The organism is Streptomyces sp. NPDC005393, assembly GCF_040606675.1.
GTDB lineage: Bacteria > Actinomycetota > Actinomycetes > Streptomycetales > Streptomycetaceae > Streptomyces.
On record NZ_JBEXFG010000020.1, the window covers coordinates 1 to 25,797 of the forward strand.

General features: G+C 73.2%; 25 protein-coding genes. 16 read left to right on the plus strand and 9 right to left on the minus strand.

What is annotated here, in order from left to right:
- Positions 1-1,125, minus strand: a 1,125-nt coding sequence (locus ABZS71_RS18345) for a TerD family protein (RefSeq protein WP_356211456.1), incomplete at its 3' end; no start/stop codon positions are given.
- Between the two features lie 256 nt (positions 1,126-1,381).
- Here ABZS71_RS18345 and ABZS71_RS18350 point away from each other — a divergent pair.
- Positions 1,382-1,882, plus strand: coding sequence for a DUF6643 family protein (locus ABZS71_RS18350; RefSeq protein ID WP_355848677.1), 501 nt, complete (start codon positions 1,382-1,384; stop codon positions 1,880-1,882).
- Positions 1,883-2,291: 409 nt separating this feature from the next.
- On the opposite strand, the gene ABZS71_RS18355 is transcribed toward ABZS71_RS18350, so the two are convergent.
- Positions 2,292-3,008 (minus strand): response regulator transcription factor, encoded by a 717-nt coding sequence (locus ABZS71_RS18355; protein WP_356211254.1) that lies wholly within the window; start codon positions 3,006-3,008, stop codon positions 2,292-2,294.
- A 126-nt stretch (positions 3,009-3,134) separates the two neighbouring features.
- Entirely contained in the window at positions 3,135-3,584 is a 450-nt protein-coding gene (locus ABZS71_RS18360; RefSeq protein WP_355848683.1) for a cyclic nucleotide-binding domain-containing protein, read from the minus strand.
- A gap of 246 nt (positions 3,585-3,830) precedes the next feature.
- Between ABZS71_RS18360 and ABZS71_RS18365 the strand changes: the two genes are divergently transcribed.
- The 5 genes from ABZS71_RS18365 (at position 3,831) to ABZS71_RS18385 (ending at position 10,892) form a co-directional block, all read left to right on the plus strand.
- On the plus strand, positions 3,831-4,256 hold the full coding sequence (locus tag ABZS71_RS18365) for an ATP-binding protein (protein ID WP_355848686.1): 426 nt from the start codon (positions 3,831-3,833) through the stop codon (positions 4,254-4,256).
- 101 nt (positions 4,257-4,357) lie between these two features.
- Positions 4,358-5,239 carry a universal stress protein gene (locus tag ABZS71_RS18370; protein ID WP_355848688.1) on the plus strand — a complete coding sequence of 294 codons (882 nt, stop codon included), beginning with the start codon at positions 4,358-4,360 and terminating at the stop codon, positions 5,237-5,239.
- Between the two features lie 575 nt (positions 5,240-5,814).
- A complete protein-coding gene (locus tag ABZS71_RS18375; protein WP_356211257.1) occupies positions 5,815-7,563 on the plus strand; it encodes a GAF domain-containing sensor histidine kinase in 1,749 nt (582 codons plus the stop codon).
- A gap of 88 nt (positions 7,564-7,651) precedes the next feature.
- On the plus strand, positions 7,652-8,254 hold the full coding sequence (locus ABZS71_RS18380; RefSeq protein WP_356211259.1) for a hypothetical protein: 603 nt from the start codon (positions 7,652-7,654) through the stop codon (positions 8,252-8,254).
- 202 nt (positions 8,255-8,456) lie between these two features.
- Entirely contained in the window at positions 8,457-10,892 is a 2,436-nt protein-coding gene (locus ABZS71_RS18385) for a right-handed parallel beta-helix repeat-containing protein (RefSeq protein WP_356211261.1), read from the plus strand.
- On the opposite strand, the gene ABZS71_RS18390 is transcribed toward ABZS71_RS18385, so the two are convergent.
- Positions 10,862-13,108, minus strand: coding sequence for a hypothetical protein (locus tag ABZS71_RS18390; protein WP_355848891.1), 2,247 nt, complete (start codon positions 13,106-13,108; stop codon positions 10,862-10,864). The two genes, ABZS71_RS18385 and ABZS71_RS18390, sit on opposite strands and share 31 nt — an antisense overlap.
- Positions 13,109-13,431: 323 nt before the next feature.
- Here ABZS71_RS18390 and ABZS71_RS18395 point away from each other — a divergent pair, with 323 nt between their 5' ends.
- Together ABZS71_RS18395 and ABZS71_RS18400 are read left to right on the plus strand one after the other, a co-directional pair.
- Positions 13,432-14,277 carry a DeoR/GlpR family DNA-binding transcription regulator gene (locus ABZS71_RS18395; protein WP_355848699.1) on the plus strand — a complete coding sequence of 282 codons (846 nt, stop codon included), beginning with the start codon at positions 13,432-13,434 and terminating at the stop codon, positions 14,275-14,277.
- Positions 14,278-14,301: 24 nt separating this feature from the next.
- Positions 14,302-14,772 carry an SRPBCC family protein gene (locus ABZS71_RS18400; protein ID WP_356211459.1) on the plus strand — a complete coding sequence of 157 codons (471 nt, stop codon included), beginning with the start codon at positions 14,302-14,304 and terminating at the stop codon, positions 14,770-14,772.
- Here the strand turns inward: ABZS71_RS18400 and ABZS71_RS18405 are convergent.
- Positions 14,769-15,893, minus strand: coding sequence for a PLP-dependent cysteine synthase family protein (locus ABZS71_RS18405; protein WP_355848702.1), 1,125 nt, complete (start codon positions 15,891-15,893; stop codon positions 14,769-14,771). The genes ABZS71_RS18400 and ABZS71_RS18405 overlap by 4 nt on opposite strands.
- A 172-nt stretch (positions 15,894-16,065) precedes the next feature.
- Between ABZS71_RS18405 and ABZS71_RS18410 the strand changes: the two genes are divergently transcribed.
- Positions 16,066-16,404 (plus strand): hypothetical protein, encoded by a 339-nt coding sequence (locus ABZS71_RS18410; RefSeq protein ID WP_355848704.1) that lies wholly within the window; start codon positions 16,066-16,068, stop codon positions 16,402-16,404.
- Between the two features lie 185 nt (positions 16,405-16,589).
- Positions 16,590-17,189, plus strand: a complete 600-nt coding sequence (locus ABZS71_RS18415; protein ID WP_356211264.1) for an ATP-binding protein — start codon at positions 16,590-16,592, stop codon at positions 17,187-17,189.
- Positions 17,190-17,372: 183 nt separating this feature from the next.
- Here ABZS71_RS18415 and ABZS71_RS18420 read toward each other — a convergent pair whose 3' ends face one another.
- Positions 17,373-18,602 carry an ROK family protein gene (locus tag ABZS71_RS18420; RefSeq protein WP_355848710.1) on the minus strand — a complete coding sequence of 410 codons (1,230 nt, stop codon included), beginning with the start codon at positions 18,600-18,602 and terminating at the stop codon, positions 17,373-17,375.
- Between the two features lie 74 nt (positions 18,603-18,676).
- Between ABZS71_RS18420 and ABZS71_RS18425 the strand changes: the two genes are divergently transcribed.
- The 5 genes from ABZS71_RS18425 to ABZS71_RS18445 all read left to right on the plus strand — a co-directional run bounded on the left by ABZS71_RS18425 (position 18,677) and on the right by ABZS71_RS18445 (position 22,394).
- The gene (locus tag ABZS71_RS18425) at positions 18,677-19,852 is read left to right on the plus strand and encodes an MFS transporter (RefSeq protein ID WP_356211266.1); all 1,176 of its coding nucleotides are present in this window, start codon (positions 18,677-18,679) and stop codon (positions 19,850-19,852) included.
- Positions 19,853-19,932: 80 nt separating this feature from the next.
- Positions 19,933-20,667 carry a maleylpyruvate isomerase family mycothiol-dependent enzyme gene (locus ABZS71_RS18430; protein WP_356211269.1) on the plus strand — a complete coding sequence of 245 codons (735 nt, stop codon included), beginning with the start codon at positions 19,933-19,935 and terminating at the stop codon, positions 20,665-20,667.
- Positions 20,668-20,720: 53 nt separating this feature from the next.
- On the plus strand, positions 20,721-21,221 hold the full coding sequence (locus ABZS71_RS18435) for a DUF4442 domain-containing protein (RefSeq protein ID WP_356211271.1): 501 nt from the start codon (positions 20,721-20,723) through the stop codon (positions 21,219-21,221).
- 22 nt (positions 21,222-21,243) lie between these two features.
- Entirely contained in the window at positions 21,244-21,489 is a 246-nt protein-coding gene (locus ABZS71_RS18440) for a DUF6332 family protein (RefSeq protein WP_355848720.1), read from the plus strand.
- Positions 21,471-22,394: a DUF2797 domain-containing protein gene (locus ABZS71_RS18445; protein ID WP_356211273.1), complete on the plus strand. Its 924-nt coding sequence runs from the start codon at positions 21,471-21,473 to the stop codon at positions 22,392-22,394. The genes ABZS71_RS18440 and ABZS71_RS18445 overlap by 19 nt, the downstream gene beginning before the upstream one ends.
- Positions 22,395-22,430: 36 nt before the next feature.
- On the opposite strand, the gene ABZS71_RS18450 is transcribed toward ABZS71_RS18445, so the two are convergent.
- The 3 genes from ABZS71_RS18450 to ABZS71_RS18460 form a co-directional block, all read right to left on the minus strand.
- On the minus strand, positions 22,431-23,096 hold the full coding sequence (locus ABZS71_RS18450) for a response regulator transcription factor (protein WP_356211275.1): 666 nt from the start codon (positions 23,094-23,096) through the stop codon (positions 22,431-22,433).
- Positions 23,097-23,105: 9 nt separating this feature from the next.
- A complete protein-coding gene (locus ABZS71_RS18455; protein ID WP_356211277.1) occupies positions 23,106-24,362 on the minus strand; it encodes a sensor histidine kinase in 1,257 nt (418 codons plus the stop codon).
- Between the two features lie 102 nt (positions 24,363-24,464).
- A complete protein-coding gene (locus ABZS71_RS18460) occupies positions 24,465-25,196 on the minus strand; it encodes a TetR/AcrR family transcriptional regulator (RefSeq protein WP_356211279.1) in 732 nt (243 codons plus the stop codon).
- 129 nt (positions 25,197-25,325) lie between these two features.
- On the opposite strand from ABZS71_RS18460, the gene ABZS71_RS18465 reads away from it, so the two are divergent.
- A complete protein-coding gene (locus ABZS71_RS18465) occupies positions 25,326-25,781 on the plus strand; it encodes a nitroreductase/quinone reductase family protein (protein WP_356211281.1) in 456 nt (151 codons plus the stop codon).
- Positions 25,782-25,797 lie beyond the last annotated feature (16 nt).

Consider the following 25,797-nt stretch of genomic DNA (forward strand, 5'->3'; position numbering starts at 1 on the left):
GAAGACGAGGATGCGCCGGAACGCCTCCTTGTGGTCGAGGTTGATGGTGAGGTTCTCACCGTCCGCCCGCGCACCGGTCCGGTCGTCGGCGTCGAGCTGGATGAACGGCGGCTGGTGCAGGGAGCCGAAGGAGTTGCCGAGCGCCTGCACCACGCCCTTGCTGCCGTCGGCGAGTTCGAACAGCGCCCCGAGGTCGAGATCGAGATCGCTGTGCATGGCCATGGCCCTGCCGAGCTTGGCGCCCCACCCCTTGAACTGCTTGTGCACCTGCCAGTTGAGGTTGACGCGCATCGCGCCCGAGGTGCCGCCCTGTTTGCTGAGCGAGACGGCGGGCGCCTCCTTGGTCAGCGTGACCTTGCTGAGGCTCACGGGCGCCGGGGCCGCCGCGGGACCCGGGGCAGGGGCCGCCGGAGCCGCGGGCGGCGGGAACGGCGTGGAGACGGCGGAGGGCGGGGGCGGGTACGACCCCGTCGGCGGCCCGGACGGTGGAGGAGGTACGGGCGGCACGGGGACCGGCGCCGGGGCGGCGTACGGGGACGGCGCCGTATACGGAGCCCTACCCGGCGGCGGGGCAGGAGCAGCAGGGGCCGGGGCCGGCGTCTGCTGCGGCTCGTCGACGCTGATGCCGAAGTCCGTGGCGAGCCCCGCGAGCCCGCTGCTGTAGCCCTGGCCGACGGCGCGGAACTTCCAGGCGCCCTGCCTGCGGTACAGCTCGCCGAGGACGAAGGCGGTCTCCACCGTGGCGTCCTCGCTGTCGAAGCGGGCGATCTCGGCGCCGCCCGCCGCGTCCACCACCCGGATATGCAGACCGGGCACCTGCCCAAACGTTCCGCCATCCGCGGACCCCGCGAGCACCACCGTCTCGATCTGGGGCTCCACCCGGTCGAGGTCCACCGACAGGGTGTCCGTCACGGCGTCACCCGCGGTCCGCTTCCCCTCGTGGCGCACCGCGCCCGAGGAGTGCGCCGCCTGGTTGTAGAACACGAAGTCCGCGTCGGAACGGACCTTTCCGGACACAAGCAGCAGCGCCGAGGCGTCCATGTCCGGCACCCCGGGGCCGGTGCGCCAGCCGAGCTCGATCCGCACCGTGGCCGCCGGTACCGGCGTGTTGCTGCCCTTGCGCATCGCCATCCTGTTTCCCCCTGCCTTCCCGTCTCACTCGGTCACCGGGTCACTCGGCCGCCGGACGCACCCCTCGGGACGCGTCCATTGAACCGCGGGTAACCCTCTGAAAACCCGCTCTTTACACGATCTCAACGTACCCTGACGACCGTTTTTCCCGGGTTCGCTCTGATTGGTGATACACGACCGCTCCGAACACTGAAAACAACCCTCCTACCGGACTCCCCAATGAGCACATGGTGGGCTTAACTTATGGTCTATGACCTCCCCCCGCAGCACCTACGGCGGCGGCTACTACTCCTCGCCGTCCTTCCCGGACACCCCCATCTACGACAGCCTCGTCGCCGAGCGGGGAACACCGCAGATCGCACCCATCCGGGTGCCCTCCGCATACGACACCGGAAGTCATCTTCCAGCGCTGCCCTCGGCGCTTCCCGCGCTGCCGCCCGGCCCCTCCCACCAGCCCCCGCCGCACGGCTATCAGCAGCCCATGCCGCAGCCCGCCGGGCTGCAGCAGGCGCACGCCCCGTACATCCCGCCGCAGGCGACGGGGCCGCGGGGCTACCCGGGGGCGCAGCAGCAGCAACAACAGCCGCGCCAGAACCCGGCCGCGCCGATGGGATACGAGGCGATGCGCCCGGCGATGACGCGCCCCGCGGCGCCCCGTCCGGCGGCCCCCGCGCCGTCGCCGTACGAGGACCCGTACGGGCGTCAGCAGTACCCGGGCGGCCGACCGCCGCAGCCAGGGGGCGGCTACTGAACTCTTTCGGGAGGTGCGCGGCCGGGGCTTGGCCCCAGCCATGGGAAGGACTGGGCCGGATGGGACATTCCCATCCGGCCCCTGACCTGAGGGGCCCTGACCTGAGGGGCCCTGACCTGAGGGGCCCTGACCTGACGGGCCTCTGATCTGAGGGCCGTTCGGCCCCTCGCGGGCGGGTACGCGCACCGCGATGCCGGACCGAACAGTTCCGCGAGCCATCCCGGCCACCGGGGGCGGACCGGACTCTCACTCCACCGCGGTGACGAGACTGCGGTGACGAGCGCTATGACCGGCCCCGCCCACCCGGCGTGGGGTGCGAGGCCGGAAGGGGAGCCGGCCTCGCGCTCCACGCGATGCGCAACTCCCCCTCATACGCGCCCCTCAGGCGCCGGCTCCGGCAGCCCCGGGCCTACTGGCCCGTCTCCCGCTCCCTGATCCGCTCGGCGATGACCGCGGCCTGAATGCGTCGTCCCACCCCGAGCTTCGACAGGATCGAGGAGATGCGGTTCTTGACGGTCTTCTCGGCCAGGAACAGCCGCTCGGCGATCTGGCGGTTGGTCAGCCCCTCGCCGATGAGCTGAAGGATCTCCCGCTCGCGCGGTGACAGCCGCTCCAGCTCGACGGGCCCGCTGGGCTGCGGACCGCGCAGCCGGGCCATCACCCGCGCGGTCGCGCCGGGGTCGAGCATGGACCGGCCGCCCGCCACCGTCCGTACGGCCGACACCAGGTCGGAGCCGTTGATCTGCTTGAGCACATAGCCCGCGGCCCCGGCCATGATGGCGTCGAAGAGCGCCTCGTCGTCGTCGAAGGACGTGAGCATCAGACAGGCGAGTCCGGGCAGCCGGGCCCGCAGCTCCCGGCAGACCTCGATGCCTTCGTGGTCCCCGCCCGCGCCCGAGGAGCCGAGCCGCACATCGAGCACCGCGACCCGGGGCCGTACGGCGGGGGCGCGGGCGATGGCCTCGCGGGCGTTCCCCGCCTCGCCGACCACCCGGAGATCGGGTTCGGCGTCGAGCAGGTCACGCAGTCCGCGCCGCACCACCTCGTGGTCGTCGAGCAGGAACACCCCGATGGGCTCGGCCGGCTCGGCGGCGTCGGACCCGGCGGGGTCGGCTGTCTCGGGCACTGCAGTCCTCCATGGCGCACGGGGCGCCGGTCGTCCGGCTGCCCAGCTTTACGTCCCGCCGCGGGAAGCGATAAGGGGCCATTCGGCCCCCGTGTGGCGCGACGACGGTACGCGGTGCGCCCTCGCTCACGGCGACATGCCGCCGGCGTACGGCCCGTACAGGTCCAGCAGCCGGGTGCGGGCGCTCTGCAGCCGGCGCCCGATCACCTGGGCACAGGCGAGCGCGAGGGCGTAGCCGAGCTCCGGGTCCTCGTCGCACAGCCGGCGCACCGCCTCGGCGTCGAACTCGTGCGCGCGCACCGGGCTGAGCGCCTCCGCTCCCAGATGCCAGGTGTCCGGCGGGAAGAGCCAGGACCAGCCGATGAGCTCGCCGGGGCCGAGGGTCTCGATCACCGCGGCCCGCCGGCCCGGGACATGCAGATCGAGGGTGACCGCGCCGGTGCGGATGATCCAGAAATGGTCGGCCTTGCGGCCCTCCTCGAAGATGCGGCCGCCCGACGGGAAGGACACGTCGCGGGCGAGGGCCATCAGCCGCTCGCGGTGGTCGGTCTTCAGCGCGCCGAGAAGTCCCATCATGTCCTCACTCTGCCGTTTCCTCTCCCCCCTCGCCGCTCAGCGATGACCGTGCGTGCGAGAGGCGGTCGATCCCAAGCGATACGCCGATAAACAGGTGTCGACTCACCCTTACCCATTTCCGGTCACGTTCCTGATATGACACGTCATTTATGGTCGCGATCCATGATGAGGGGCTGGTCCCCGTACCCTCGGCTGCTTCACCGACCCTGTGATGTCGCTCGTCCTTGTCACCAACGGGAGGCACTGGTGCTAGCCGACCCTCGTCGTCGGTCCGCCGATCGAGCCGGAGAACACCTGCTCCTGCGCCGTTTCACCGCCCGCGAGCTGCCCCGGCTGCGGGTGCAGGTCGAGGAGTGCGCGGCCCTGGCCGGGCTCAGCGAGTCCCGCCGCGGCGACTTCGTGCTGGCCGTCGACGAGATCGCCAGCAACGCCATCGAGCACGCGGGCGGCACCGGCTCCCTGCTGCTGCGGCGGGTCGGCGACGAGCTGGAGTGCCGGATCAGCGACTCCGGCCCCGGCTTCTCCGAAGACGTCATCCCGCAGATCCTCCCCGGCCTGGACGGCGCGACCAACGGCCGCGGGCTGTGGCTGACCCGCCTGGTCACCGACCGGCTCGTGATCAGCGCGGGGGCCGTCGGCGCCGTGGTGACGCTCGCCATGAGGCTGCGCTGAAACCGACCCGGAGACCGTCGACCGGATCCCTCGGCCACCGCCTGGGCAGGACAATAGGCAAGGAACACATCCATGTGCCGACATGAGAGGCGGTAGGCACGGTGGAACTTCCCGTGGTCGTCGGGGTCGACGGTTCGGACGCTGCCTCCGACGCACTGGACTGGGCGGCCGGGATGGCCGGGCGGCGCGGGCTGCCGCTGCGCATCGTGCACGCCTCCCTGTGGGAACGGTACGAGGGCTACATCCCGCAGACCGCCGCCGACCGCCCCGCCGAGCGCCTCCACAGCGAGACGGTGCTGGCCACCGCGGCCGAACGGGCCGGGCGGCGCGCACCCGCCGTCAAGGTGATGACCGATCTGGCGGCCGACGACGCGGTCACGGCCCTGCTGCGCGCCGGGCAGAGCGCGGAGGCGATGGTCGTCGGATCGCGCGGGCGCGGTGAGTTCGCCTCCCTGCTGCTCGGCTCGGTGGGGCTGGGCATCGCGGCCCGGGCGCACTGCCCTGTGGTCGTGGTGCGCGGCCGCCCGGAGAGCATGCGCGGCGAGATGAACCGGGTGGTCGTGGGGATCGCCGAGCGCGAGCGCCCGGGTGAGCACGAGCCCGCCCCGCCCTCCGCCGCCGTCGCGTTCGCCCTCCGAGAGGCGCGGCTGCGCGGCAGCGAGCTGGAGGCGGTGCACGCGTGGCGCTGCGCGGGCGCCGACGACCACGGGGCGCGCGAGGACCATGGACAGCACGCCGCGGAGCTGCTGGACGAGGCGCTGGGCGGCGCGGCGGCGGCCGGGCTCCCACCGGTTCCGGTCGCGCACCGCCCGGTGGAGGCGCCCGCCCGCAAGGCGCTGCTGGACGCCTCCGCGCACGCCGATCTGCTGGTCGTGGGGGCACGGCGGCGGCAGGGGCACTTCGGGATGCAGCTGGGGCTCGTCAATCACGCCGTACTGCACCACGCGCGGTGCCCGGTGGCAGTGGTGCCTGCTTCTCTTTAAGGGCTCGGTTCGCCTCTTTTAGGGCTCGGTTCGCCTCCGGGGCGCTCAAGCCACTGTCGACGGTCGACCGTGCTCGACCCCTCGTTCCTCGGGGCCTCCGCGCGCTCTCCCTTTCGACAGCGGCTCGCCCCTTCGGCTCACTCGCCGCCGGGCACCCCAAACCGATGGGAACCCGAGGGGCCTCCGCGCGCCCTTACGACTGCGGCGCGACGACAGCGGCTCGCCCCCAGCCACTGCTGGGAGGTGCCCCCAGCCGGGGGCCGGGGGCACCCCAAACCGGATGGGAAGCCGAAGGGCCTCCGCGCGCTCTCCCTTTCGACAGCGGCGCGCCCCTTCGGCTCGCCCCCAGCTACCGCTGGGAGGTGCCCCCAGCCGGGGGCCGGGGGCACCCCAAACCGGATGGGTACCCGAGGGGCCTCCGCGCGCCCTCCCTTACGACTGCGGCGCGACGACAGCGGCGCGCCCCTGCGGCTCGCCCCCAGCCGCCGCTGGCCGAGTTCCGCCGATGGCCGTCACGACGGGACTCGGCCCCGGCTACCCTGCTGGTGAGGGGCGCATAGGGGTATGGAGGGCACGTGTCGGGCACCGGGCATCAAGGGCGCCATCCGGCATTGCCCCAACTCCGGCTTGACCAGCTGCTCGATGAGCTCCAGGCGCGGCTCGACGCCGCCCGGGCCACTCAGGACCGGATGCACAACCTCCTGGAGGCCGTGCTCAGCGTGGGCCGCGAGCTGGATCTGGAGCAGGTGCTGCGGCGGATCGTGGAGTCCGCGGTGGTGCTGGCCGACGCGGAGTACGGCGCGCTGGGCGTGGTGGACCGGCACCGGCTCTCGCAGTTCCTGCCGGTGGGCATATCCGAGGAACAGGCGCACCGCATCGGCCCGTTACCCAGCGGCCACGGTCTGCTCGGGGAGCTGATCCGCCATCCGCAGCCCCTGCGGCTGACCGATCTGTCCGAGCATCCGGCGAGCCACGGCTTCCCCGAGCACCATCCGCCGATGCGGTCGTTCCTGGGGGTGCCGATCCGGGTCCGCGACGAGGTCTTCGGCAATCTCTATCTGACCGAGAAGCGCGGCGGCGCCCAGTTCGATCCCGATGACGAGGCGGTGCTCACGACCCTGTCGGTCGCCGCCGGGGTGGCCATCGACAACGCCCGGCTGTACCACGAGAGCCGCCGCCGCGAGCAGTGGCTCGAGGCACTGGGCGTCATCACCCGTACGCTGCTGGCGGGCACCCCGTCGGGCGAGGCGCTGAGCCTGATCGCCCGGCTCGCCCTCCAGGTGGCCCTGGCCGACTCGGCGGCGATCCTGCTGCCCGCCGCGGGCACCGACTCCCTGGTGGTGGAGGTGGCCGAGGGGCATGACGCGGAGCGCATCGAAGGGCTCGTGGTGCCGTCCGACGGCTCGCTGGCCGGGCTCGCCGCCCGCACCGGACACCCCGCTGTCGCCACGGACGTACGGATCGACTCCCGGGCGCGGTCCTGGCCGCTGCCGGCCCAGGAGAGCGAGTTCGGCCCGCTGGTCGCCGTACCACTGGTGGCGAACGAACGTTCCTCGGGCGCGCTGCGGCTGTACCGGCTCGCCGGGCGGCCGCCCTTCGACGACAACGAGGTCCATCTGCTCTCCGGCTTCGCCGCCCAGGCGGCGCTCGCGCTGGAACTGGCCCGGCACCGCGCCGAGTCCGAGCACATGGCGCTGCTCCAGGACCGCGACCGGATCGCACGGGACCTTCACGATCTGGCCATTCAGCGGCTCTTCGCGACCGGGCTCACGCTGCAGAGCGCGGGCCGGCTGATCGAGCGCCCGGAGGCGGCCGAGCGGGTGGGGCGGGCTGTCGACGACCTGGACGAGACCATCAAGATCATCCGCTCCACGATCTTCGCCCTGCGCGCGGTCGGGGACGAGGACGGCGAGCCCACCGGTCTGCGGCGGCGTCTGGTGAAAGCCGTAAGGTCGGCATCGGACGCGCTGGGCTTCGCGCCCTCGCTGCTGATGGACGGTCCGGTCGACACCGATGTGCCGGACGAGACCGGCGATCAGGTGCTCGCGGTGCTCGCCGAGGCGCTCAGCAACACCGTGCGGCACGCCCACGCGCAGCGGGTCGATGTGCGGCTCACCGTCGGCGCCGACATCACCCTGACGATCACGGACAACGGCGTGGGCCTCGGCGGCGCCACTCCCAGCGGCGGGCTGGTGAATATGCGCTCCCGGGCCGAACTCCTGGGCGGCACGCTGGACATCGAGGCGCCCGAGGCGGGCGGCACGCGGCTGGTCTGGCGCGTGCCGCCGGCCGCTGACGGCCCGCCGGTCCCGGGAAGGACCTGACCCCGTGATATTGCTCTCTCTTCACCGAATGAGCGCATATCCGGCCCGCTATGCGGTATTCACGGACGGGGAAGGGGGTGCGTGACACATGCGAATGATCCGGGGGCTCTGGCGATGGCGGCACAATCCGTTGCGCCGTAAGACCGACGTCGTGGAGTCGTGTGCGGCGCTGATCGCGGCGCTGATCATCCTGCTCGCCGCCCCGGCCGTCGGCTGGGCCACGGGGTCCCTCGCCCAGGGGGCGCTGGTGAAGGCCGCGCGCGAGCAGCGCGCCGAGCGCCACCTGATCTCGGCGACCGTGGTGAAGGTGCTGCCCCATCCGCCCATCGACTCCGACCCCGAGACCGCCACCGCCTCGGACGCCCACCGCCGCGTCTTCGCCCACTGGACCGGGCCCGACGGCAGCAGACACGTGGGGGCGCTCGGTACCCACCCCGGCGCCGACCCCGGTGAGCGGTTCCACCTGTGGACCGACGGCCACGGCCGCCCGATGAGCCGCCCCCTCGACACGGCCACGGCCACCACCCACGCCGTGCTGGCGGGCATCGGCGCGGGCGCGGCGACGGCCGGCCTGGTGGACGGCGCCCGGCGGCTGGTCGTATGGCGGCTCATGCGCCGGCGCTATGCGCAGTGGGACATCGCATGGGAGCGGGCCGGTCAGGACTGGGGCCGGGCGGACGCCGACAGCTGACGCGCCGATACCTCGCACAGCGTACGTATACGTTTTGTCATATGGCCACCGGGTCCATTGTCATAAGAACACCAAGTCCAGGTGGGCCTCACGGGGAGGTCAACTCCTCGCGCCGCGCGCACGCTACGGTGGGGCATCCACATGCGCAGCGCCACAGTCGCGCACATCCGGCTTGACCACGAGGTGGGGGCACAACAGCACCATGGCACAGGGCTCGGTCGTCCAGGTGACGCACAGCGGAACGTCGCGGTGGCGGCGCCGCACCGGAGAGTACGCCTCCCTCACGGCGGCCCTGGAGGCCGCCGGGGACGGCGATGTCCTCTCCATCTCGCCCGGCACCTACCGCGAGAATCTGGTGGTGGGCCGGGCCGTCACCCTGCGTGGCCCCGAGGGCTCCTCGCGCGGTTCGGTGCGGATCGCGCCGGCCGACGGAGTCGCCCTGACGATACGCGCGTCCGCGGTGGTTCAGGATCTGCATGTCGAGGGCCAGGACTCGGCCGCCCCCGCGCTGCTGGTCGAGGACGGTACTCCGGAGCTGACGGATGTGCGGGTCGCGACGCGCTCGGCGGTCGGCATCGAGGTGCGCGGCGGCGCCCGGCCGACCGTGCGGCGCTGCACCGTGGACAATCCGGCGGGCATCGGGCTCAGCGTGCTGGACGGCGCGGGCGGGGTGTTCGAGGAGTGCGAGGTGGTGGCGGCCGGACAGTCCGGGGTGGCGGTCCGCGGCGGTGGCCGCCCGCGCCTGGAGCGCTGCCGTATCCACCACACCTCCGGCGCCGGGCTCTCGCTGACCGGCGAGGGCAGCTCGCTGGAGGCCATCGGCTGTGAGGTGTACGAGATCAGGGGCGCCGGGGTTCAGGTCTCCTCGCGCGCGACCGGCCATCTCACCGACTGCCGGGTGCACCGCACGACGGGCGACGGGGTGAATCTGGACACCGACGCGGTGCTCACCCTCGCCGACTGCGAGATCCATGACGTCCCGGAGAACGCGGTGGACCTGAGGTCGCGTTCGGTGCTGACCATGACCCGCTCGACGGTGCGCCGGTTCGGGCGCAACGGGCTGTCGGTGTGGGACCCGGGCACCCGGGTGGACGCCAACCAGTGCGAGCTGCACGAGAGCACGGGCGACTATCCGGCGGTATGGGTGAGCGACGGCGCGACGGCCGTCCTCGACTCGTGCCGGCTGCGCGATGTACCGGACGCGCTGTTCGTCCTGGACCGCGGCTCGCGCGTCGACGTCGTCGACAGCGATCTGTCCCAGGTGCGCAACACCGCGGTGTCGGTGAGCGACGGGGCCACCGCCCAGCTGGACGACTGCCGCATCCGGGAGGCAGCCACCGGGGCGTGGTTCCGCGACCACGGCAGCGGCGGCACGCTCGCCAACTGCACGATCGACGGCGCCGCGACCGGGGTGATCGTCACCAAGGGCGCCGATCCGACGGTCGAGCGCACCACGGTCTCCGGGCCGACGGAGGCCGGGTTCTATGTGTCCGCCGAGGGCCGCGGCACCTTCAACGGCTGCCGGGTGACGGGCAGCGGGGGCTATGGCTTCCACATCATCGACGGCTGCCGCTCCACCCTGACCCGGTGCCGTACGGAGCGGTGCGCGCGCGGCGGCTACGAGTTCTCGGAGACCGGCCCGGTCGTCGAGGACTGCACCAGCGACGAGAGCGCGACCACGGCCCTCGCCGCCCCCGGCGTACCGGGCCTGCCGGCCGCCACCACGCCCGCCGTGGAGACCGCCACCGCGACGGGCGGGCTCCTGGGCGGGGTCCCCGCGCAGCGCGCCGTCCAGACCCCGGCGCCGGCCGAGCCACCAGTGGCCGTCCGCCCGTCCCCGGCCGTCCTGGGCGAACTCGACGCGCTGGTCGGGCTGGAGAGCGTCAAGCGCGAGGTGCGGGCCCTCACCGACATGATCGAGGTGGGCCGGCGCCGTCAGGAGGCCGGACTCAAGGCCGCCTCCGCCCGCCGCCATCTGGTCTTCACCGGCTCCCCCGGCACCGGCAAGACCACGGTCGCCCGGCTCTACGGCGAGATCCTGGCCTCCCTCGGGGTGCTGGAGCGCGGCCATCTGGTGGAGGTCTCCCGGGTCGATCTGGTCGGCGAGCACATCGGCTCGACGGCGATCCGTACCCAGGAGGCGTTCGACCGGGCGCGCGGCGGGGTGCTGTTCATCGACGAGGCGTACGCGCTCTCGCCGGAGGACTCCGGCCGGGACTTCGGCCGCGAGGCCATAGACACCCTGGTGAAGCTGATGGAGGACCACCGGGAGGCGGTGGTCGTCATCGTCGCCGGGTACACCGCCGAGATGGAGCGGTTCCTGTCCGTCAACCCCGGTGTGGCGTCCCGCTTCTCACGCACCATCACCTTCGGCGACTACGCCCCCGAGGAGCTGCTGCGGATCGTCGAGCAGCAGGCCGAGGAGCATGAGTACCGGATCGGCGAGGGGGCGGCCGAGGCGCTGCTGAAGCACTTCACGGCGCTTCCGAAGGGCCCGGCGTTCGGCAACGGCCGCACCGCCCGGCAGACCTTCGAGGCGATGGTGGAGCGGCACGCGGGCCGGGTCGCCCAGCTGACCGACCCGACCACAGACGATCTCACCCTGCTCTATCCGGAGGATTTGCCGGAGCTGATCTGACCGGCTTCCCGCGGAGGCGAGCACTTCTGCTCCGGGAGCCGGGCCAGCAGTCCGGCCCGCTCCCGGGCGAAGGCGGGGTCGGCCTGGTACTCCGAATGCCCCAGGATCGGCGCGGGCAGCGGGTGTTCGGGCGTACGGCCGTAGGCGAGCGGATCCTTGAGCGCGCCGCAGTCGACCTCGGGCCCGGTGCCGTCGGGCAGCCGGATGGGGCCGCCGATCGGGTCGGTGTACCGCCACAGATTGCGCCAGCACCGCACCTCGCCATGGAGCGAGAGCAGCTGCGCGGGGCCGAAGTAGGCGGGGAACCAGCGCCCGTAGAGCCGCTCCAGCGGTGAGCCGTAGGTCAGCAGCGCCACCTGGCCGCGGGTCCGTGGATCCAGCTGCCACACCGCGGCGGCGGCCAGCACGCTGCCCTGGGAGTGGCCGGAGATGACGAGCCGGCCGCCGTACTTACGGGTCCAGGTCTCCATCCGCCAGGTCAGATCGGGGACCGCCCGCTCGGCGTAGCACGGGGGCGCGAAGGGGTGGGCTGCGCGTGGCCAGAAGGTGCCGACGTCCCACAGGATGCCGATGGTGCGGCGGGCGGCGGGGCTGCGGTAGGCGCGGCGGGCCCAGGTGACCAGCGCCAGGAAGGCCAGCCCCATCAGCCAGGAGCCGAGTGCCTGCGCGGTCTGGGCGGCGGCGTCCACGATGCCGGGGGTGTCCTCGGCGGCCCGGCCCGGGACCTCCTTGGTGAGCCAGGCCCCGGTGACGGCGAGACCGCCGAGCAGCAGGATGAACAGGGAGACGGGGCCGACGAGCCACGGGGTGGAGTCGGTCAGCCCGGCGCGGGCGATGGTGCCCGCGATCCGGCGGGTGCGCACGGCGTCGGGCCGCTCCCCCGGATAGCCGTCCATGATGGTGGGGAGCAGCCGGTTGCGCACCCGCCACACCCGGGCGGTGAAGATCAGGGCCAGGCCGAGCAGCACGAGCAGTATCGCGGGGATGGCCGTGGCCAGCCAGGACAGCAGGACCGGCGGTGCGACGCCCGTCCCCTCACCGGGGGTGGCGCCGCCGTCCAGCCAGTCGGCGATGCGCTGGGCGACGCCGCCGGAGAGCACCGCGCCGAGCCCGCAGGCGAGCATCGCGACGGCGGGTCCGGCGAGCCCGTACAGCGGCGTCCGGCCCCGCGGCGCGGCCCGGTAGAGGAGCAGGGCGCAGACGGCCATGGCGACGATCAGCACCCCCTCCCCTATGGCGATGACGCAGAAGGTCTGGTTGCCGGGCAGCTTTCCGCCGGAGACCCAGCCGGGGCGGGACCAGCCGGCGTGCACGACGGAGAGCGCGAGCACGCCGAGCGCGGCGCCGGGCAGCGCGGTGACGGTGACCCGGTCGAGCTTTCCGTCGACCGTCGTCTCACTGCGGCCGCGGTGGCACACCACGAACACCACCGCGATCGCGCCCAGGACCAGCAGCGTCAGCAGCGCCCAGCCGAGGGCCTCCAGGATGCCGCTGCCGCCGGGCTCGCGGTCGTAGGTGGTGGTGGCCGCGGTCACAGCCGCCGCGATGGTGAGGAAGCCCGCGGCGGTGTGCGCGGCGCGCAGCCGGGCGACGAGCCTGCGGCCGTACCAGAAGCCGGGCAGGCACAGCGCGGGGCGGTTGCCCGCCTCGGGCGCGGACTCGTCCACCGGCCGCTCCATCGGCGGCTGCGACTCGTACGCGCTCCAGGTGCGGTTGGACAGGTACCACAGCAGCCCGGTGAGCGCAGCGGGCAGGAGCGCGGCGAGCGCGAGCCGGCGGCCGGGCCGGCTCCACCAGCCGTGGTTCCCCGGGGACAGAAAGCCGAGCCAGGACGTATCGCCCGAGCAGTCGTCCGAGCCCGCGCACTGCCAGGCGATCAGGTCGAGGGCCACCTCGCAGGCCCCGGCGATCAGCAGCACGGTCAGGCTGAGCGCGACCAGCCGGACGAACAGGCCGTAGGTGCGCACCGTCCGCTCGCTCCGGTCGGCCGCGGGCCGCATCCAGTGGGCGAGGTTGGCGATCATGAAGGGCAGTAACAGCAGCCACAGGGCGCGGGAGCTGTTGCCGGAGGTCAGATTGCACCAGACATACGCCTCGGGGACCGGGCGCTCGCGGTAGTCCTGCGGGCGGTCCTCGGCGTCGGCGTCCTCGACCCTGCGGTAGACCCCCGCGGTCTCGTCGCCGGTGACCCGGGTGGTGCGCGGATCGTCCAGCATCTCCGGGGGCGTGGTCCCGCCGACGCCGTGGACGAGGAGCTCCAGATCGGGTGGCGGCGCCCCGCCCCTCCCCGTCTGCTCGGCCGTGTCCGTCGCGTCGGCCGGCGCGCCTGTGCCCATCGTCGATGCCACCGTGTCCCCCGATCCCGGTGTGGTGCGGTCGTTCTGCTCCAGGATTGTGCCCAGGGACCCGGGGGCCCGACCCTGACAGGCCGCCCGTGGCGAAATCGTGACCCTCGGACGCTCCTCCGATCGGGTGTGCTTCCCGCATGCGAAGATGAGCGCGCGGGTGACGCGGGCCGGACGGAGGGAGACGAGGCAGGGTGAGCGACAACCAGAATCTCCTCGCGGAGCAGCGGCGCGCCCTGATCCTCGATGAGGTCAGGCGGCGTGGCGGGGTGCGGGTCAACGAGCTCACGCGCAAGCTCAATGTCTCGGACATGACGGTCCGTCGCGATCTGGACGCGCTGGCCCGGCTGGGTGTGGTGGAGAAGGTGCACGGCGGCGCGGTGCCGGTCGCCGAGGCGAGCACGTACGAGCCGGGGTTCGAGGCCAAATCGGGTCTTGAGCTGAGCGCCAAGGAGGACATCGCGAAGGCGGCGGCGGCGATGGCCACGCCGGGCACCGCGATCGGCCTGGCGGGCGGCACCACGGCCTTCGCGCTGGCCCAGCAGCTGCTGGACGTTCCGGATCTGACCGTGGTGACGAACTCGGTCCGGGTGGCCGATGTGTTCTACAGCGCGCAGCGGTCGGCGGCGCTCGGCGGTCCCGGTCCGCGCCCGGGGGCGGCCACCGTCGTGCTCACGGGCGGAGTGCGGACCCCCTCGGACACGCTGGTGGGGCCGGTCGCGGACGCCGCGGTGCGCTCGCTCCACTTCGATGTGCTGTTCCTGAGTGTGCACGGCATATCGGTGGAGGCGGGCCTGTCGACGCCGAATCTGGCCGAGGCGGAGACCAATCGCCACTTCGTGCGGGCCGCGCGGCGGGTGGTGGTGGTCGCCGACCACACCAAGTGGGGCATGGTGGGCCTGAGTTCCTTCGCGACGCTGGACGAGGTGGACGCGCTGGTGACGGACCCGGGGCTGCCGGAGCAGGCGCGGGCGGAGATCTCGGAGTATCTGCCGGAGCTGGTGGTGGCGGGTGCGCCGGCCGCGGCCGCAGACATCTGACGGCCCGACAGTTATCGTGTGTCCATGACACACCGGCTGCGTTCCGTCGGGCTGGACTACACCGAGACCGCCCCGGTGCGGCTCGTCTTCACCGCCGAGGCGTCCGCGGCGCCGGAGGCGGTGTTCCACGCCCTAGCCGATGTCGAGGGCTGGCCGCGGTGGTACCGGCAGGTGACCGAGGCCCGGTCCACGGACGGTGGCAAGGGCAGGGAGATCCGCCTCAAGGGCGGCACCCGCTTCCGCGAGACGGTCATGGCGGCGGATCCGTGCGAGCGCTACGCCTACCGGATCGACGAAACGAACGCGCCGGGGCTGCGGGCGCTCCTGGAGGAGTGGACGCTGAAGCCGTCGGGCCCGGGCACGCTGGTGCGGTACGTCTTCGCGGTGGACGGCACGGCGCTGCTCCGCGGCGCGGTGCGGGCGCTGCGCCCGGGCCTGCGCCGGGCGTTCGGCGACGCGGTGCGAAGGCTGGACCGGCAGCTGACGGCGGCCTAGCTGTCGGGCCAGTGGCCCGTCGTGAGGAAGATGTCGAGCGTCTTCGCGTACGGCTCGATGTCCAGGCCCTGCTCCTCCAGCCACGCGTCCGAGTAGTACTTGTCCAGATACCGGTCACCCGGATCGCACAGCAGCGTCACCACGCTTCCGGTCCGGCCCTGCTCGACCATCTCGGCGACGATCCGCAGCGCGCCCCACAGACCGGTCCCCGTGGAGCCGCCCGCCTTACGGCCGATGGCCCGCTCCAGGGCGCGTACGGCCGCGACGCTCGCCGCGTCCGGGACCTTCATCATCCGGTCGATCGCGCCGGGCACGAAGCTGGGTTCCATACGGGGGCGGCCGATGCCCTCGATGCGTGAGCCGTGGTCGCTGGAGGCGTCCGCGTCGTGGTGGACCCAGCCGTCGAAGAAGCATGAGTTCTCGGGGTCGGCGACGCACACCCGGGTGTCGTACTGCATGTAGTGGACGTAGCGCGCGAGGGTCGCGGAGGTGCCACCGGTGCCGGCGGTCGCGACCACCCACGCCGGTTCGGGATAGCGCTCCAGACGGAGCTGCTGGTAGATCGACTCGGCGATGTTGTTGTTGCCACGCCAGTCGGTCGCCCGTTCGGCGTAGGTGAACTGGTCCATGTAGTGGCCGCCGGACTCCGCCGCGAGGGCCGCGGACGCCTCGTACATCGTCCGCGGGTCGTCCACGAAATGGCACTGGCCGCCATGGAATTCGATCAGGCGGCACTTCTCCCGGCTGGTCGTGCGCGGCATCACCGCGATGAAGGGCACGCCGATCAGCTTCGCGAAGTACGCCTCGGATACGGCGGTCGAGCCGCTGGACGCCTCGATGACCGGCTTGCCGGGCCGGATCCAGCCGTTGCACAGCCCGTACAGGAACAACGAGCGGGCCAGCCGGTGCTTGAGGCTCCCTGTGGGGTGGGTCGACTCGTCCTTGAGGTAGAGGTCGATCCCCCACCGCTCGGGCAGCGGGAAGCTCAGCAGATGCGTATCGGCCGAACGCTGGGCGTCGGCCTGCACCCTGCGGACGGCCTCCTTCAGCCACCCCCGGTAGCCGTGGTCGCTGCGGTCCACGTCGACCGTGCCGACGCCCCCGCGCGCTGTGCTGTCCAAGGCCGCTCCTCGTACTCGTGCCCGGCCCGGGTTGCGCACCCGGGCCATTTCGATCCTAAGTGGACCCTGGTGCGCCCTGGTGCCCCGGGCCCGTCCCGGGCACACTGCGCAGCAGGGAGAATGAGAGGCAGCGGCACGCGTGCCAGTCGGAGCCACCGGGGAGGCGGTCGTGATGGCCGATACCGAGTTCAACGCCACGGGAGTGCGGATCGAGCGGTTTCTGCGCTCGGTGACCCGCGCCGGACAGGTCTTGATCAAGGACGGCAGGCTCCAGTTGCTGACCAGCTACGGCAGCGAGATCGACAGCGCCCCGGTGCAGTCGGTCCGCGCCAGCAAGCCGTGGTTCGTGGACGGCGACCAGGCCATGGCCACCGTGAACGGCACCCGCTACCGCCTCACCCTCGGTGAGCAGGACGCCGCGGCCACGCCGGCCAAGTCCAGCGGATCCGGCGCCGCCGGCCGTTTCCTCGACGCCGTCCGATCCGCTCGGGGGCATGTCCAGAAGAAGTGAGGCGGCCGAGTTGCGCATGCGCGCGGGGGGACCGACCCTGGACGAGTATCAGTATCACTGAGGGTCAACGAGCGGTGACGCTGAGAACCGGCCCACCGGTCGCGCACAGCAGCCACCACTGCTGAACGTGTTCGTCGCCCGCATCTGAATCAGGCTAGCCCCAACTTCTTCAGGGAGTCGCAGCCGTGATCAGTCGTCCTAGCAGGCATTGCACGGTGGAGCTGCAAGCCCTGCCGTCGCGGATCGGTCAGGTCCGCAGAATCGTGTCGGCGCAACTGCGCTACTGGCATATGGATCCGCTCATCGACCCGGCGGCGCTCGGTGTCACCGAGCTGCTCACCAATGTGCACCGGCATGCCGAGCCGGACAAGCAGTGCACGGTGGAGATCGTCCTCATGCTGGACCGGCTGACCGTCTCGGTCCGCGACCAGGACCCCCGGCTGCCCCGGCTCCGCGCCTGTGATCCCGTCTCCACGCACGGCAGGGGGCTCGCGCTGGTCGCGGCGGTCAGCCAGAGCTGGGGAATGCATGCCCGGGACGACGGCAGCGGCAAGGTCGTATGGTTCACGCTGGCCGTGCCGCAGCCCACCTCCACCGCCAAGTCGCCCTTCGCGGCGTACGGAGCGGGCCGCACCGCGCCGCCGCACCGCGCGGACCTCACCCGCCCGGCGCCCGCGCCTGCAACCCCCGCACCCGCCCCCGCGCTGGCGCCCGCTCCGGCTCCGGCGCCCGCGCCCGCGCTACGGGAGCGGGCACCCGTCGCCCGGTCGGCCGTACCCCACTGATGTCCGGGCCGTCCCGCCTCATGACAGGCGGGGCGGCCGTCCTGCGCGCTATACCGACTGCGCCCCCGGCTGGAACTGACCCTGGGCGCGGACACCGTTCGCCACATGCTCACGGTCAACCCCGCCCGGGCCCTGTCGGTGAGCTGGCGCCCCGGCCAGGCACGGCCGCCGGGTTCGCCTGCGCTACCCCGCCGCCCCCAGCGCCGCCAACGGGTCGTCCAGCACGGCCTGCCAGGCCAGCTCCGCCGCCCCCACCAGGCTGTTGTGGTCCAGCGTGCACGGCAGGATCGGCACGCCCCCGCTCCGCCCCCACAGGCTCCGCTCCGCCACGACCGCCCGCAACCGCTCCGGATCGGACTCGAGAAGCTCGCGGTGCAGACCGCCGAGAATGATGCGGTCCGGGTTGAGGATGTTGACGAGGCCGGCGAGGCCGAGGCCGAGGCGGTCGATGAGGAGGTCGGCGGCGGCCCGTACGGAGGGGGCGGCGTACTCGTCGCGCAGCAGGTCGCGGGCCTGCTGGAGCAGGGAGACCTCCGGGCCCGGCTCGCGTCCGGCGGCGGTGAGGAAGGCGAGCGGATCGGCCTCGATGTCCAGGCAGCCTCGGCTGCCGCAGTGGCAGGGCGGGCCCTCGGGGTTGACCGTCAGGTGGCCGAGCTCGAGGGCGAGGCCCGCGCTGCCCGTGTGCAGCCGTCCGTCGAGGACCAGCGCGCCGCCGACGCCCCGGTGCCCGGTGGCGACGCACAGCAGGTGCTGGGCGCCGCCGCCGGCGCCGTGGCGGTGTTCGGCGAGGGCGGCGAGGTTGACGTCATTGCCCGCCAGGCCCGCCACCGGCTCTCCGTCCGCGCCGCGGATGCCCGCCTCGGCCAGGCTCCGGGTGAACAGCTCGCGCACGGGCGCGCCCGCGGGCCACGCGATGTGCAGCGGGTTGAGCGCGGTGCCCTCCGGTTCGGCGACCGCGGACGGGACGGCCAGACCGGCGCCCACACAGCGGCGGCCGGTCTCGCGCAGCAGTTGGGCCCCGGCCTCGACGACCGCGTCGAGGACATGGGCCGGGTCGGCGGGCACGGTCATACAGCCGGGGGCGGTGGCGACGATCCGGCCGCCGAGCCCGACGAGCGCGGCACGGAATCCGTCGGTGTGCACCTGGGCGGCGAGCGCGACGGGCCCGCGGGGCGCGATCGTGAGCCGGTGCGAGGGCCGGCCCTGCGATCCGGCGGAGCCCAGCGGCCGCGAGTCGACCTGGATCAGGCCGAGCGCCTCCAGTTCGGCGGCGACGGCGCCCGCGGTCGCGCGGGTCACGCCGAGTTCGGCTGTGAGCACCGCGCGGGTGGGGGCTCGGCCGGTGTGTACGAGCTCCAGTGCCGGGCCAAGAGCGCTTCGGCCGCGCTCGAGCCTTGTCCGTGTCTGGGTCACGCCCCTATTCTCACTTTGTGCCGACGCCAAACAAAACACGGACGGCCATTCCGGGGAGGCGGCGCTCCGGCGCCATGGATCGCGACCTCACCCAACTCCGTGCCGCCATCACCGCCTTCTTCGCCCTCGACGGCTTTGTGTTCGCCGGGTGGGTAGCCCGTATTCCCGCGATCAAGGACCAGACCGACGCCTCCGCCGGTGCGCTCGGGCTGGCTCTGCTCGGCGTGTCCGCGGGCGGGGTGGCCACCATGATGGCCACCGGACGGCTCTGCCGCCGCTTCGGCAGCCATCCGACGACGGTGGCGGCCGGGATGCTGTTCTCGCTCAGCGTCGCGCTGCCTCCACTGGCCCACTCCGCACCGGCCCTCGGCCTGGTGCTGCTCGTCTTCGGCACGGGGTTCGGCGCGCTCAATGTCGCCATGAACAGTGCGGCCGTCGACCTCATCGCCGCGCTCCGCCGCCCCGTCATGCCCGGCTTCCACGCGGCCTTCAGCCTGGGCGGCATGGCCGGGGCGGGGCTGGGCGGGATGATCGCGGACCAGCTCTCCCCCACCCGCCATCTGGTGCTGCTCGCGGCCGTCGGGCTGGCGCTCGCGGCGGTCGCGGGCCGGACGCTGATCCGTCTGCCGGTGCCCGTGCCGTCCGAGGCGGGTGCGCCCCCGGCGGAGGGACCCCGGTCCGCGTCCGCCACGAACCCCGGGCGCCGGCTCGTCGCCGTCTTCGGTCTGATCGCGCTGTGCACGGCGTACGGCGAGGGCGCGATGGCCGACTGGGCCGCGCTCCACCTCCACCAGGACCTCGACGCCTCCGCGGGGGTCGCCGCCGCGGGCTACTCGGTCTTCGCCCTGATGATGGCCGTCGGCCGGCTGTCCGGCACCGCCCTGCTCGAACGGCTCGGCCAGACGCGGGCGTTGATCACGGGCGGCGCCACGGCCGCGGTCGGCATGCTGCTCGGCTCGCTCGCGCCGACGATCTGGCTCGCGCTCCTCGGCTTCGCGGTGACCGGGCTCGGGCTGGCCAATCTCTTCCCGGTCGCAGTCGCGCGGGCGGGCGCGCTGACCGGGCCGGGCGGGGTCGCGGCGGCCTCCACGCTCGGCTACGGCGGAATGCTGCTCGGCCCGCCCACGATCGGCTTTCTCGCGGACTGGTTCTCGCTGCCCGCCGCGCTCACCACGGTCGCGGCGCTGGCGGCCGTGGCGGCGATCGTCGCGTACGGAACGCGCAACGCCACACGAGCGACCGGAGGCTGAACTTCTCGTTCGCTCTTTCCTGTTCGGACTTTCTTGTTCGCCGGGCCCCGGCTGTCAGTGGCGGCTGGCAGACTTCCGGCATGGAGACCGCTGAGCTGATCGAGATCGTGGACCGCGAGGGCCGGCTGCTGGCCGACACCGCGGCCAAGGCCGGGGTGGCCGCCCCGGTGCCCACCTGTCCCGACTGGCGGGTCCGTGACCTGCTGTCCCACCTCGGCCGAGTACACAGCTGGGCCGCCCGGTTCGTCGGCGAGGGCCTGACGGACCCGGTTCGGCCGTCCGTGGAACCGGCGCCGGCCGACGCCGAGCTGGTGCCGTGGTACCGGGAGACCCATCGCCGGCTGGTCGAGACCCTCACCGAAGCCGATCCGGAAGTGGAGTGCTTCACCTTCCTGCCCGGGCCCGCTCCCCTGGCGTTCTGGGCCCGGCGGCAGGCCCATGAGACGGCCATCCACCGGGTGGACGCGGAATCCGCGGCGGGCATGGACTTTTCGCCCCTCGACCCGGCCTTCGCTGCGGACGGGATCGATGAGCTGCTGTCCGGCTTGCACAGCCTGGAGCGGAGCCGGTTGCGTACGGACACCCCGCGCACCCTCCGCTTCCGGGCCACCGACCAGGACGCGGTCTGGACGGTATGGGTGTCGGACGGCGTGCCGCGGACCGAGCTCAATGACGACGGGGTGGCGGACTACGAGCTCAGCGGGCCGGTCGCCGATCTCTACCTCGCCCTGTGGAACCGGCTGCCGCACTCCGCGCTGAGCGGTAAGGGCGATCTGGAGCTGGCCGCGCTGTGGCGTGAGCGGGGAGCCATCTGAGGCCCCGGCCGCTGCGGTTACCAGCGAGTAACAAGTCGTGTTAGCTTCACACCATGTCTCGACGAACGATGTCCGCGCGGACCCTGCGCCGCGCCATGAACTGGTGGCCGCCGTATCTGTTCGCCGGCGTACGAGTGCTGCACCTCGCCGACGACTGGAGCAGCGCCCGGGTCCGGCTGCGGCTGCACCGCTTCAACACCAACTATGTGGGGACCCACTTCGGCGGCTCGCTCTTCGCGATGGGCGACCCGTTCTGGATGCTGCTGACGATGAACCGGCTCGGCCGGGAGTACGTGGTGTGGGACAAGGCCGGCGAGATCGAGTTCGTCTCGCCCGGCCGCGGCGATGTGTTCGCCGACTTCAAGCTCACCGAGGACCGGCTGGAGGAGATCCGCGAGGCGACCGAGGACGGCGGCAAGGCGCTGCCGTGGTTCGAGAACGACGTGGTCGCCGCGGACGGCACGGTCGTGGCGCGGGTACATAAGCAACTCTATGTGCGCCGCAAGCGTCTGGACGGACAGCAGGACAGGGCCGAGAGGACCACGACCGGCTGACCAGACAGAGGGCTGATGCCAGATGACCGGACCCCGCTCACAGGCCGACCGTGACGCGCTCACCGTCGAGATCGTCTTCGCCGTCGTCACGGCCGGTCTGCTGGCGGCCGTCCTCTTCTTCGCCATCGCGAGCCCCGCGCTCTTCGGCGATCCGGGCCGGACCCAGGAAGCGGCCTGGCTGACAGCGGCCACCGCCGCGGCCACCGCCGGATTCGCCCTCCGCATCGTGCACGTTCTGTGGTATCTCCCGTGGAAGAGACGCGAATGACCATGGACCGGCGGCAGGGGCCATGGCAGTGCGCGGGGGTGCGCTGGGACCCCCGCTCCGGGCCCGCGCTTATCTGGCGCCATCCGGTCCGCGGTGAGCGGGTCTCCCCGCTGGCACCCGACCGCCCGCTCGCCTTCACCACCGGACCACGGCGCACGTGCGTCGGCGTCCGCAGGGGCGCCCGGCATACGCCCTGTCCGGCCGGGGCCGAGGTCTCGGCGTCCGCCGTCTCGGCCCAGTGCCCGGACTGCGCCCGGCTGGACCGCTCGTACTCTGTCGCCGCCGACACCCGCACGGACGATCCGCGCCCGTACGACGTCTATCTCGCCTGGTTCGGCCCGGAGCTGATCAAGGTCGGCATCACCGCGGCCGAGCGCGAGGGCGCACGGCTGCTCGAACAGGCCGCGCTCTCCTACGCCCTGCTCGGCCGCGGCCCGCTGATGGCCGCGCGCCGCGCGGAGGCCGTGCTGGGCGCCGCGCTCGGCGTCCCGGACCGCTTCCCCTACGCCGCCAAGCGCGGCGCCCGAGAGGCACCGCCGCCCCTGGAGCGCCGCGCGGCCGAGCTCGCCGCGCTCCATGAGCGGGCGCGCGCCCTGGGCGTCCTGCCGGAGTCGCTGACCCGCGCGGCGTTCGAGCCGGTGCACCACGACGCGGCGTTCCATCTGGACCGGGTGCGCCCCGCGCACGGGGTGATCCTGCTCGCCGCCGAGAGCACGGTGGCGGGCCGGATCGAGGCGGTGGCGGGCCCGGACATCCATCTGACCGCGACGGACGGCCGGACCCTGCTGCTGGACGCCCGCCGGCTGGCGGGCTGGCCGCTGGCGGCCGCCACCGCGGACGCCGTGACGACGGCGCCGGTGGCCGTACCCGAGCGGGCGCCCGAGGGCCCCGACGCGCTGTTCTGACGATCGGGGCCCCCACCGCGGGATACCCGGCCCGGGTCAGCCGAGCCAGCCCGGCCGCACCAGCCCCGTCTCATAGGCGAGGACGACGAGTTGGGCACGGTCACGCGCGCCCAGCTTGACCATCGTCCGGCTCACATGGGTCTTGGCGGTGAGCGGGCTCACGACGAGCCGCCGGGCGATCTCCTCGTTCGACAGGCCCATGCCGACCAGGGCCATCACCTCCCGCTCGCGCTCGGTCAGTCCGGCGAGCACCGACGCGGGCGCGGGCGCCTTCGAGCGGGCCGCGAACTCGGCGATGAGGCGGCGGGTGACCCCGGGCGACAGCAGCGCGTCTCCGTCGACGACGGCGCGCACGGCGCGCAGCAGCTCCTCCGGCTCGGTGTCCTTGACCAGAAAGCCGGAGGCGCCCGAGCGGATCGCCTCGAAGACGTACTCGTCGAGCTCGAAGGTGGTCAGCATGACCACCTTCACCGCGCCGAGCGCCGGGTCCTCGGTGATCCGGCGGGTCGCGGCGAGGCCGTCGAGCAGCGGCATACGGATGTCCATGAGGACGACGTCGGGGCGCTGTTCGCGCACCATACCCAGCGCCTGCTCCCCGTCGGCGGCCTCGCCGACCACCTCGACATCCGGCTGGGCGGCCAGCAGGGCACGGAACCCGGCCCGGACCAGGATCTGGTCATCGGCGAGCAGTACGCGCATCACGTTGTCTCCTCACACTTCCTCCCTGTTCACCCGGGTCACCAGCGGAATCCTCGCGCGGACGCGGAAGCCGCCGTCCGGGCGGGGGCCCGCCTCCACCGTGCCGCCGAGGGCGGCGGCTCGCTCGCGCATGCCGACCAGGCCGTTGCCGCCGCCCGTCGGACCGTCCGCGGTCGCCGGGCCGTCGTCGTCCACCCGCAGCTCCAGCTCGCCCGGGGCGTAGCGCAGCAGGACGCGGGCGGTCCGGGAGCCGGAGTGGCGGACGATATTGGTCAGCGCCTCCTGGACGATACGGAAGGCCGCGAGGTCGGTGCCGGGCGGCAGGGCGGTGCGTTCGCCCGCCACCTCCACCCGCACCGCGAGCCCCGCGCTCGCCGCCTGTTGGGTCAGCTCCTCCAGACGGTCCAGACCGGGCGCGGGCGAGCGCGGCGCGGCGCCGGACGACCGCAAAGTGTCGAGCACCTGGCGGACCTCGCCCAGCGCCTCCTTGCTGGCCGCCTTGATGGTGGTCAGCGCGGTACGGGCCTGCTCGGGGTCCTGGTCGAGGAGAGCGAGGCCGACCCCCGCCTGCACATTGATGACCGAGATGCTGTGGGCGAGCACGTCGTGCAGCTCACGGGCGATCCGCAGCCGCTCCTCGTCCGCCCGGCGCCGCGCCGCGGCCGCCCGCTCGGCCCGGTCGCGGGCCCACTGTTCACGCCGTACGCGGACGAGTTCGGCCGCGGCGACGACCGCCACCGCCCAGGCCGCGATCCCCAGCTCCTGCCCCCACGCGGCGGGCCCGTCGCCCGCCGGGGGGAGTCGGCGGTAGAGCCAGTGGCCGATGAGCAGATGGCTCAGCCAGAGCAGTCCGAGGGCGCTCCAGGCGGCGATCCGCTGCCCGGCGGCGACGGCGGCCACGCACGCGGCGACGAGGCTGAGGAAGACCGGGCCGTACGGATATCCGGCGGCGAGGTAGACCGCGGTCACCGCCGCCGTACCGAACACGGCGATCCGGGGGTGGCGGTGGCGTACGAGCAGCAGCGCGGGCCCGGCGAGGAGCAGCGCGTAGCCGTACGGGGCGAGATGCGCCCGGGCGGGCTGGCCATGGGCGGCGAACTGGGTTCCGACCACTTGGAAGACCGCGAGGGCCAGCGACGAGCGCCAGGGCGGCCGGGCGGTGGCCGGCGGCTCGGCGCCCTCGCCGCGCCACGGAGCGCGGGCCGGCCACCGGCGCCGCCGGTCCGGCCCGACGCACCACTGTGCCCGCAGGGCCGGGAAATCGCGCATACCCGTAACGCTAGACGGCCCCGGGCGGCGCGGCGTCCGCCCGCGGCGGTGGCCGGGCGTACTCCCGGCGGAGTAACCCGCGACGATCCCGCCGGACAGGGCTCAGCCCCGGTCCGCCGCGCCGCCCAGCCCGGCGGCGCGGGCCAGCGCGGCGGCGGCCTGGCCGAAGAACTCCTCGCGCGCCTCGACCACCTTGGTGAACTGTCCGAAGAGCTCAAAGCTGATCAGGCCGAAGAGCTGCGCCCAGGCCGCGACGAGCGGTGCGAACACGGCGGCGGGCAGGTCGGCGGCGGGCAGGTCGGCGCCGACCGCGTCCGCGATGTTCCGTGCGTCGTCCCGTACGGCCTCCGGCAGGTCCGCCTCCTCGGGTACGCGCAGGGCGCCGGCGGCGTGGGCGTCGCGTGCGACGGAGATCAGGGCGAGGCCGACGCGGGAGGCGGGGGCGATGGTGTCCTGGGGCGCGGCGTAACCGGGCACCGGGGAGCCGTAGATGAGCGCGTACTCATGGGGGTGGGCCAGCGCCCACGCCCGGAGCGCCCGGCAGACCGCGGTCCACCGCTCGACGGGGTCGCCGCCCGGGTCCGTGCGCGCGAGGGCCTGCTCGGCTGCGGCGCCGATCGCGTCGTACGCGTCCACGATGAGCGCGGTCAGCAGCTCGTCCCGGCTGGGGAAGTAGCGGTAGAGGGCGGAGGAGGCCATGCCGAGCTCCCGGGCGACGGCCCGCAGCGACAGCTTGGCCGCGCCCTGGTCCGCGAGCTGGCGGCGCGCCTCTTCCTTGATGGCGGCGGTCACTTCGGTACGGGCCCGTTCCCTGGCCCCTCGGATCGCACTCATGCGGACAGTCTGCCATCCCTGAGGAGCACCGACCAAGAACGAGAGCGTTGCTCTTGCAGTGTTGCTATCGGAGGTGCACACTGCTCTTGAGTGAGAGCAGCGCTCTCAAACGCATCACAGGAGGACCCCATGCCGTCACAGCACTCCATCAAGCCCCGCGGCTTCGAGTCGTCCGTCCACCGCGGTGTGGCCTGGCTCGCCCGGCATGGCGTCAGCCTCTTCGGCACCGCCGAGCTGTCGGTGCTCGGCCGCTCGAGCGGCGAGTGGCGGCGCGTCCCGGTCAACCCGCTGACGCTGGACGGCGAGCGCTATCTGGTGTCGGCGCGCGGGAACGCGCAGTGGGTGCGGAACATGCGGGCGGCGGGCGGCGGACGGCTGCGCAAGGGGCGCAGGACCCAGCCGTTCACCGCCGCCGAGCTCCCCGAGGGCGAGGAGAAGGCGGCGGTGCTCCGTGCCTATCTGGTGCGCTGGGGCTGGGAGGTCGGCGCGTTCTTCGACGGCGTGACCGCCAGGTCCCCCGAGGGCGAGCTCGCCCGGATCGCACCGATGCATCCGGTGTTCCGCATCACGGCGACGGACGGGTGAGCGGTGGCGCCGGAGG

Bases quoted from the DNA above. Each gene is read 5' to 3' on its own strand.
- ABZS71_RS18425 (WP_356211266.1), top strand. From the start codon at position 18,677: ATGGATCGCGACCTCACCCAACTCCGTGCCGCCATCACCGCCTTCTTC.
- ABZS71_RS18435 (WP_356211271.1), top strand. From the start codon at position 20,721: ATGTCTCGACGAACGATGTCCGCGCGGACCCTGCGCCGCGCCATGAAC.
- ABZS71_RS18385 (WP_356211261.1), top strand. From the start codon at position 8,457: ATGGCACAGGGCTCGGTCGTCCAGGTGACGCACAGCGGAACGTCGCGG.
- ABZS71_RS18460 (WP_356211279.1), bottom strand. From the start codon at position 25,196: ATGAGTGCGATCCGAGGGGCCAGGGAACGGGCCCGTACCGAAGTGACC.
- ABZS71_RS18380 (WP_356211259.1), top strand. From the start codon at position 7,652: ATGCGAATGATCCGGGGGCTCTGGCGATGGCGGCACAATCCGTTGCGC.
- ABZS71_RS18390 (WP_355848891.1), bottom strand. From the start codon at position 13,108: ATGCTGGACGATCCGCGCACCACCCGGGTCACCGGCGACGAGACCGCG.
- ABZS71_RS18350 (WP_355848677.1), top strand. From the start codon at position 1,382: ATGACCTCCCCCCGCAGCACCTACGGCGGCGGCTACTACTCCTCGCCG.
- ABZS71_RS18440 (WP_355848720.1), top strand. From the start codon at position 21,244: ATGACCGGACCCCGCTCACAGGCCGACCGTGACGCGCTCACCGTCGAG.
- ABZS71_RS18465 (WP_356211281.1), top strand. From the start codon at position 25,326: ATGCCGTCACAGCACTCCATCAAGCCCCGCGGCTTCGAGTCGTCCGTC.
- ABZS71_RS18430 (WP_356211269.1), top strand. From the start codon at position 19,933: ATGGAGACCGCTGAGCTGATCGAGATCGTGGACCGCGAGGGCCGGCTG.
- ABZS71_RS18400 (WP_356211459.1), top strand. From the start codon at position 14,302: ATGACACACCGGCTGCGTTCCGTCGGGCTGGACTACACCGAGACCGCC.
- ABZS71_RS18455 (WP_356211277.1), bottom strand. From the start codon at position 24,362: ATGCGCGATTTCCCGGCCCTGCGGGCACAGTGGTGCGTCGGGCCGGAC.
- ABZS71_RS18410 (WP_355848704.1), top strand. From the start codon at position 16,066: ATGGCCGATACCGAGTTCAACGCCACGGGAGTGCGGATCGAGCGGTTT.
- ABZS71_RS18360 (WP_355848683.1), bottom strand. From the start codon at position 3,584: ATGATGGGACTTCTCGGCGCGCTGAAGACCGACCACCGCGAGCGGCTG.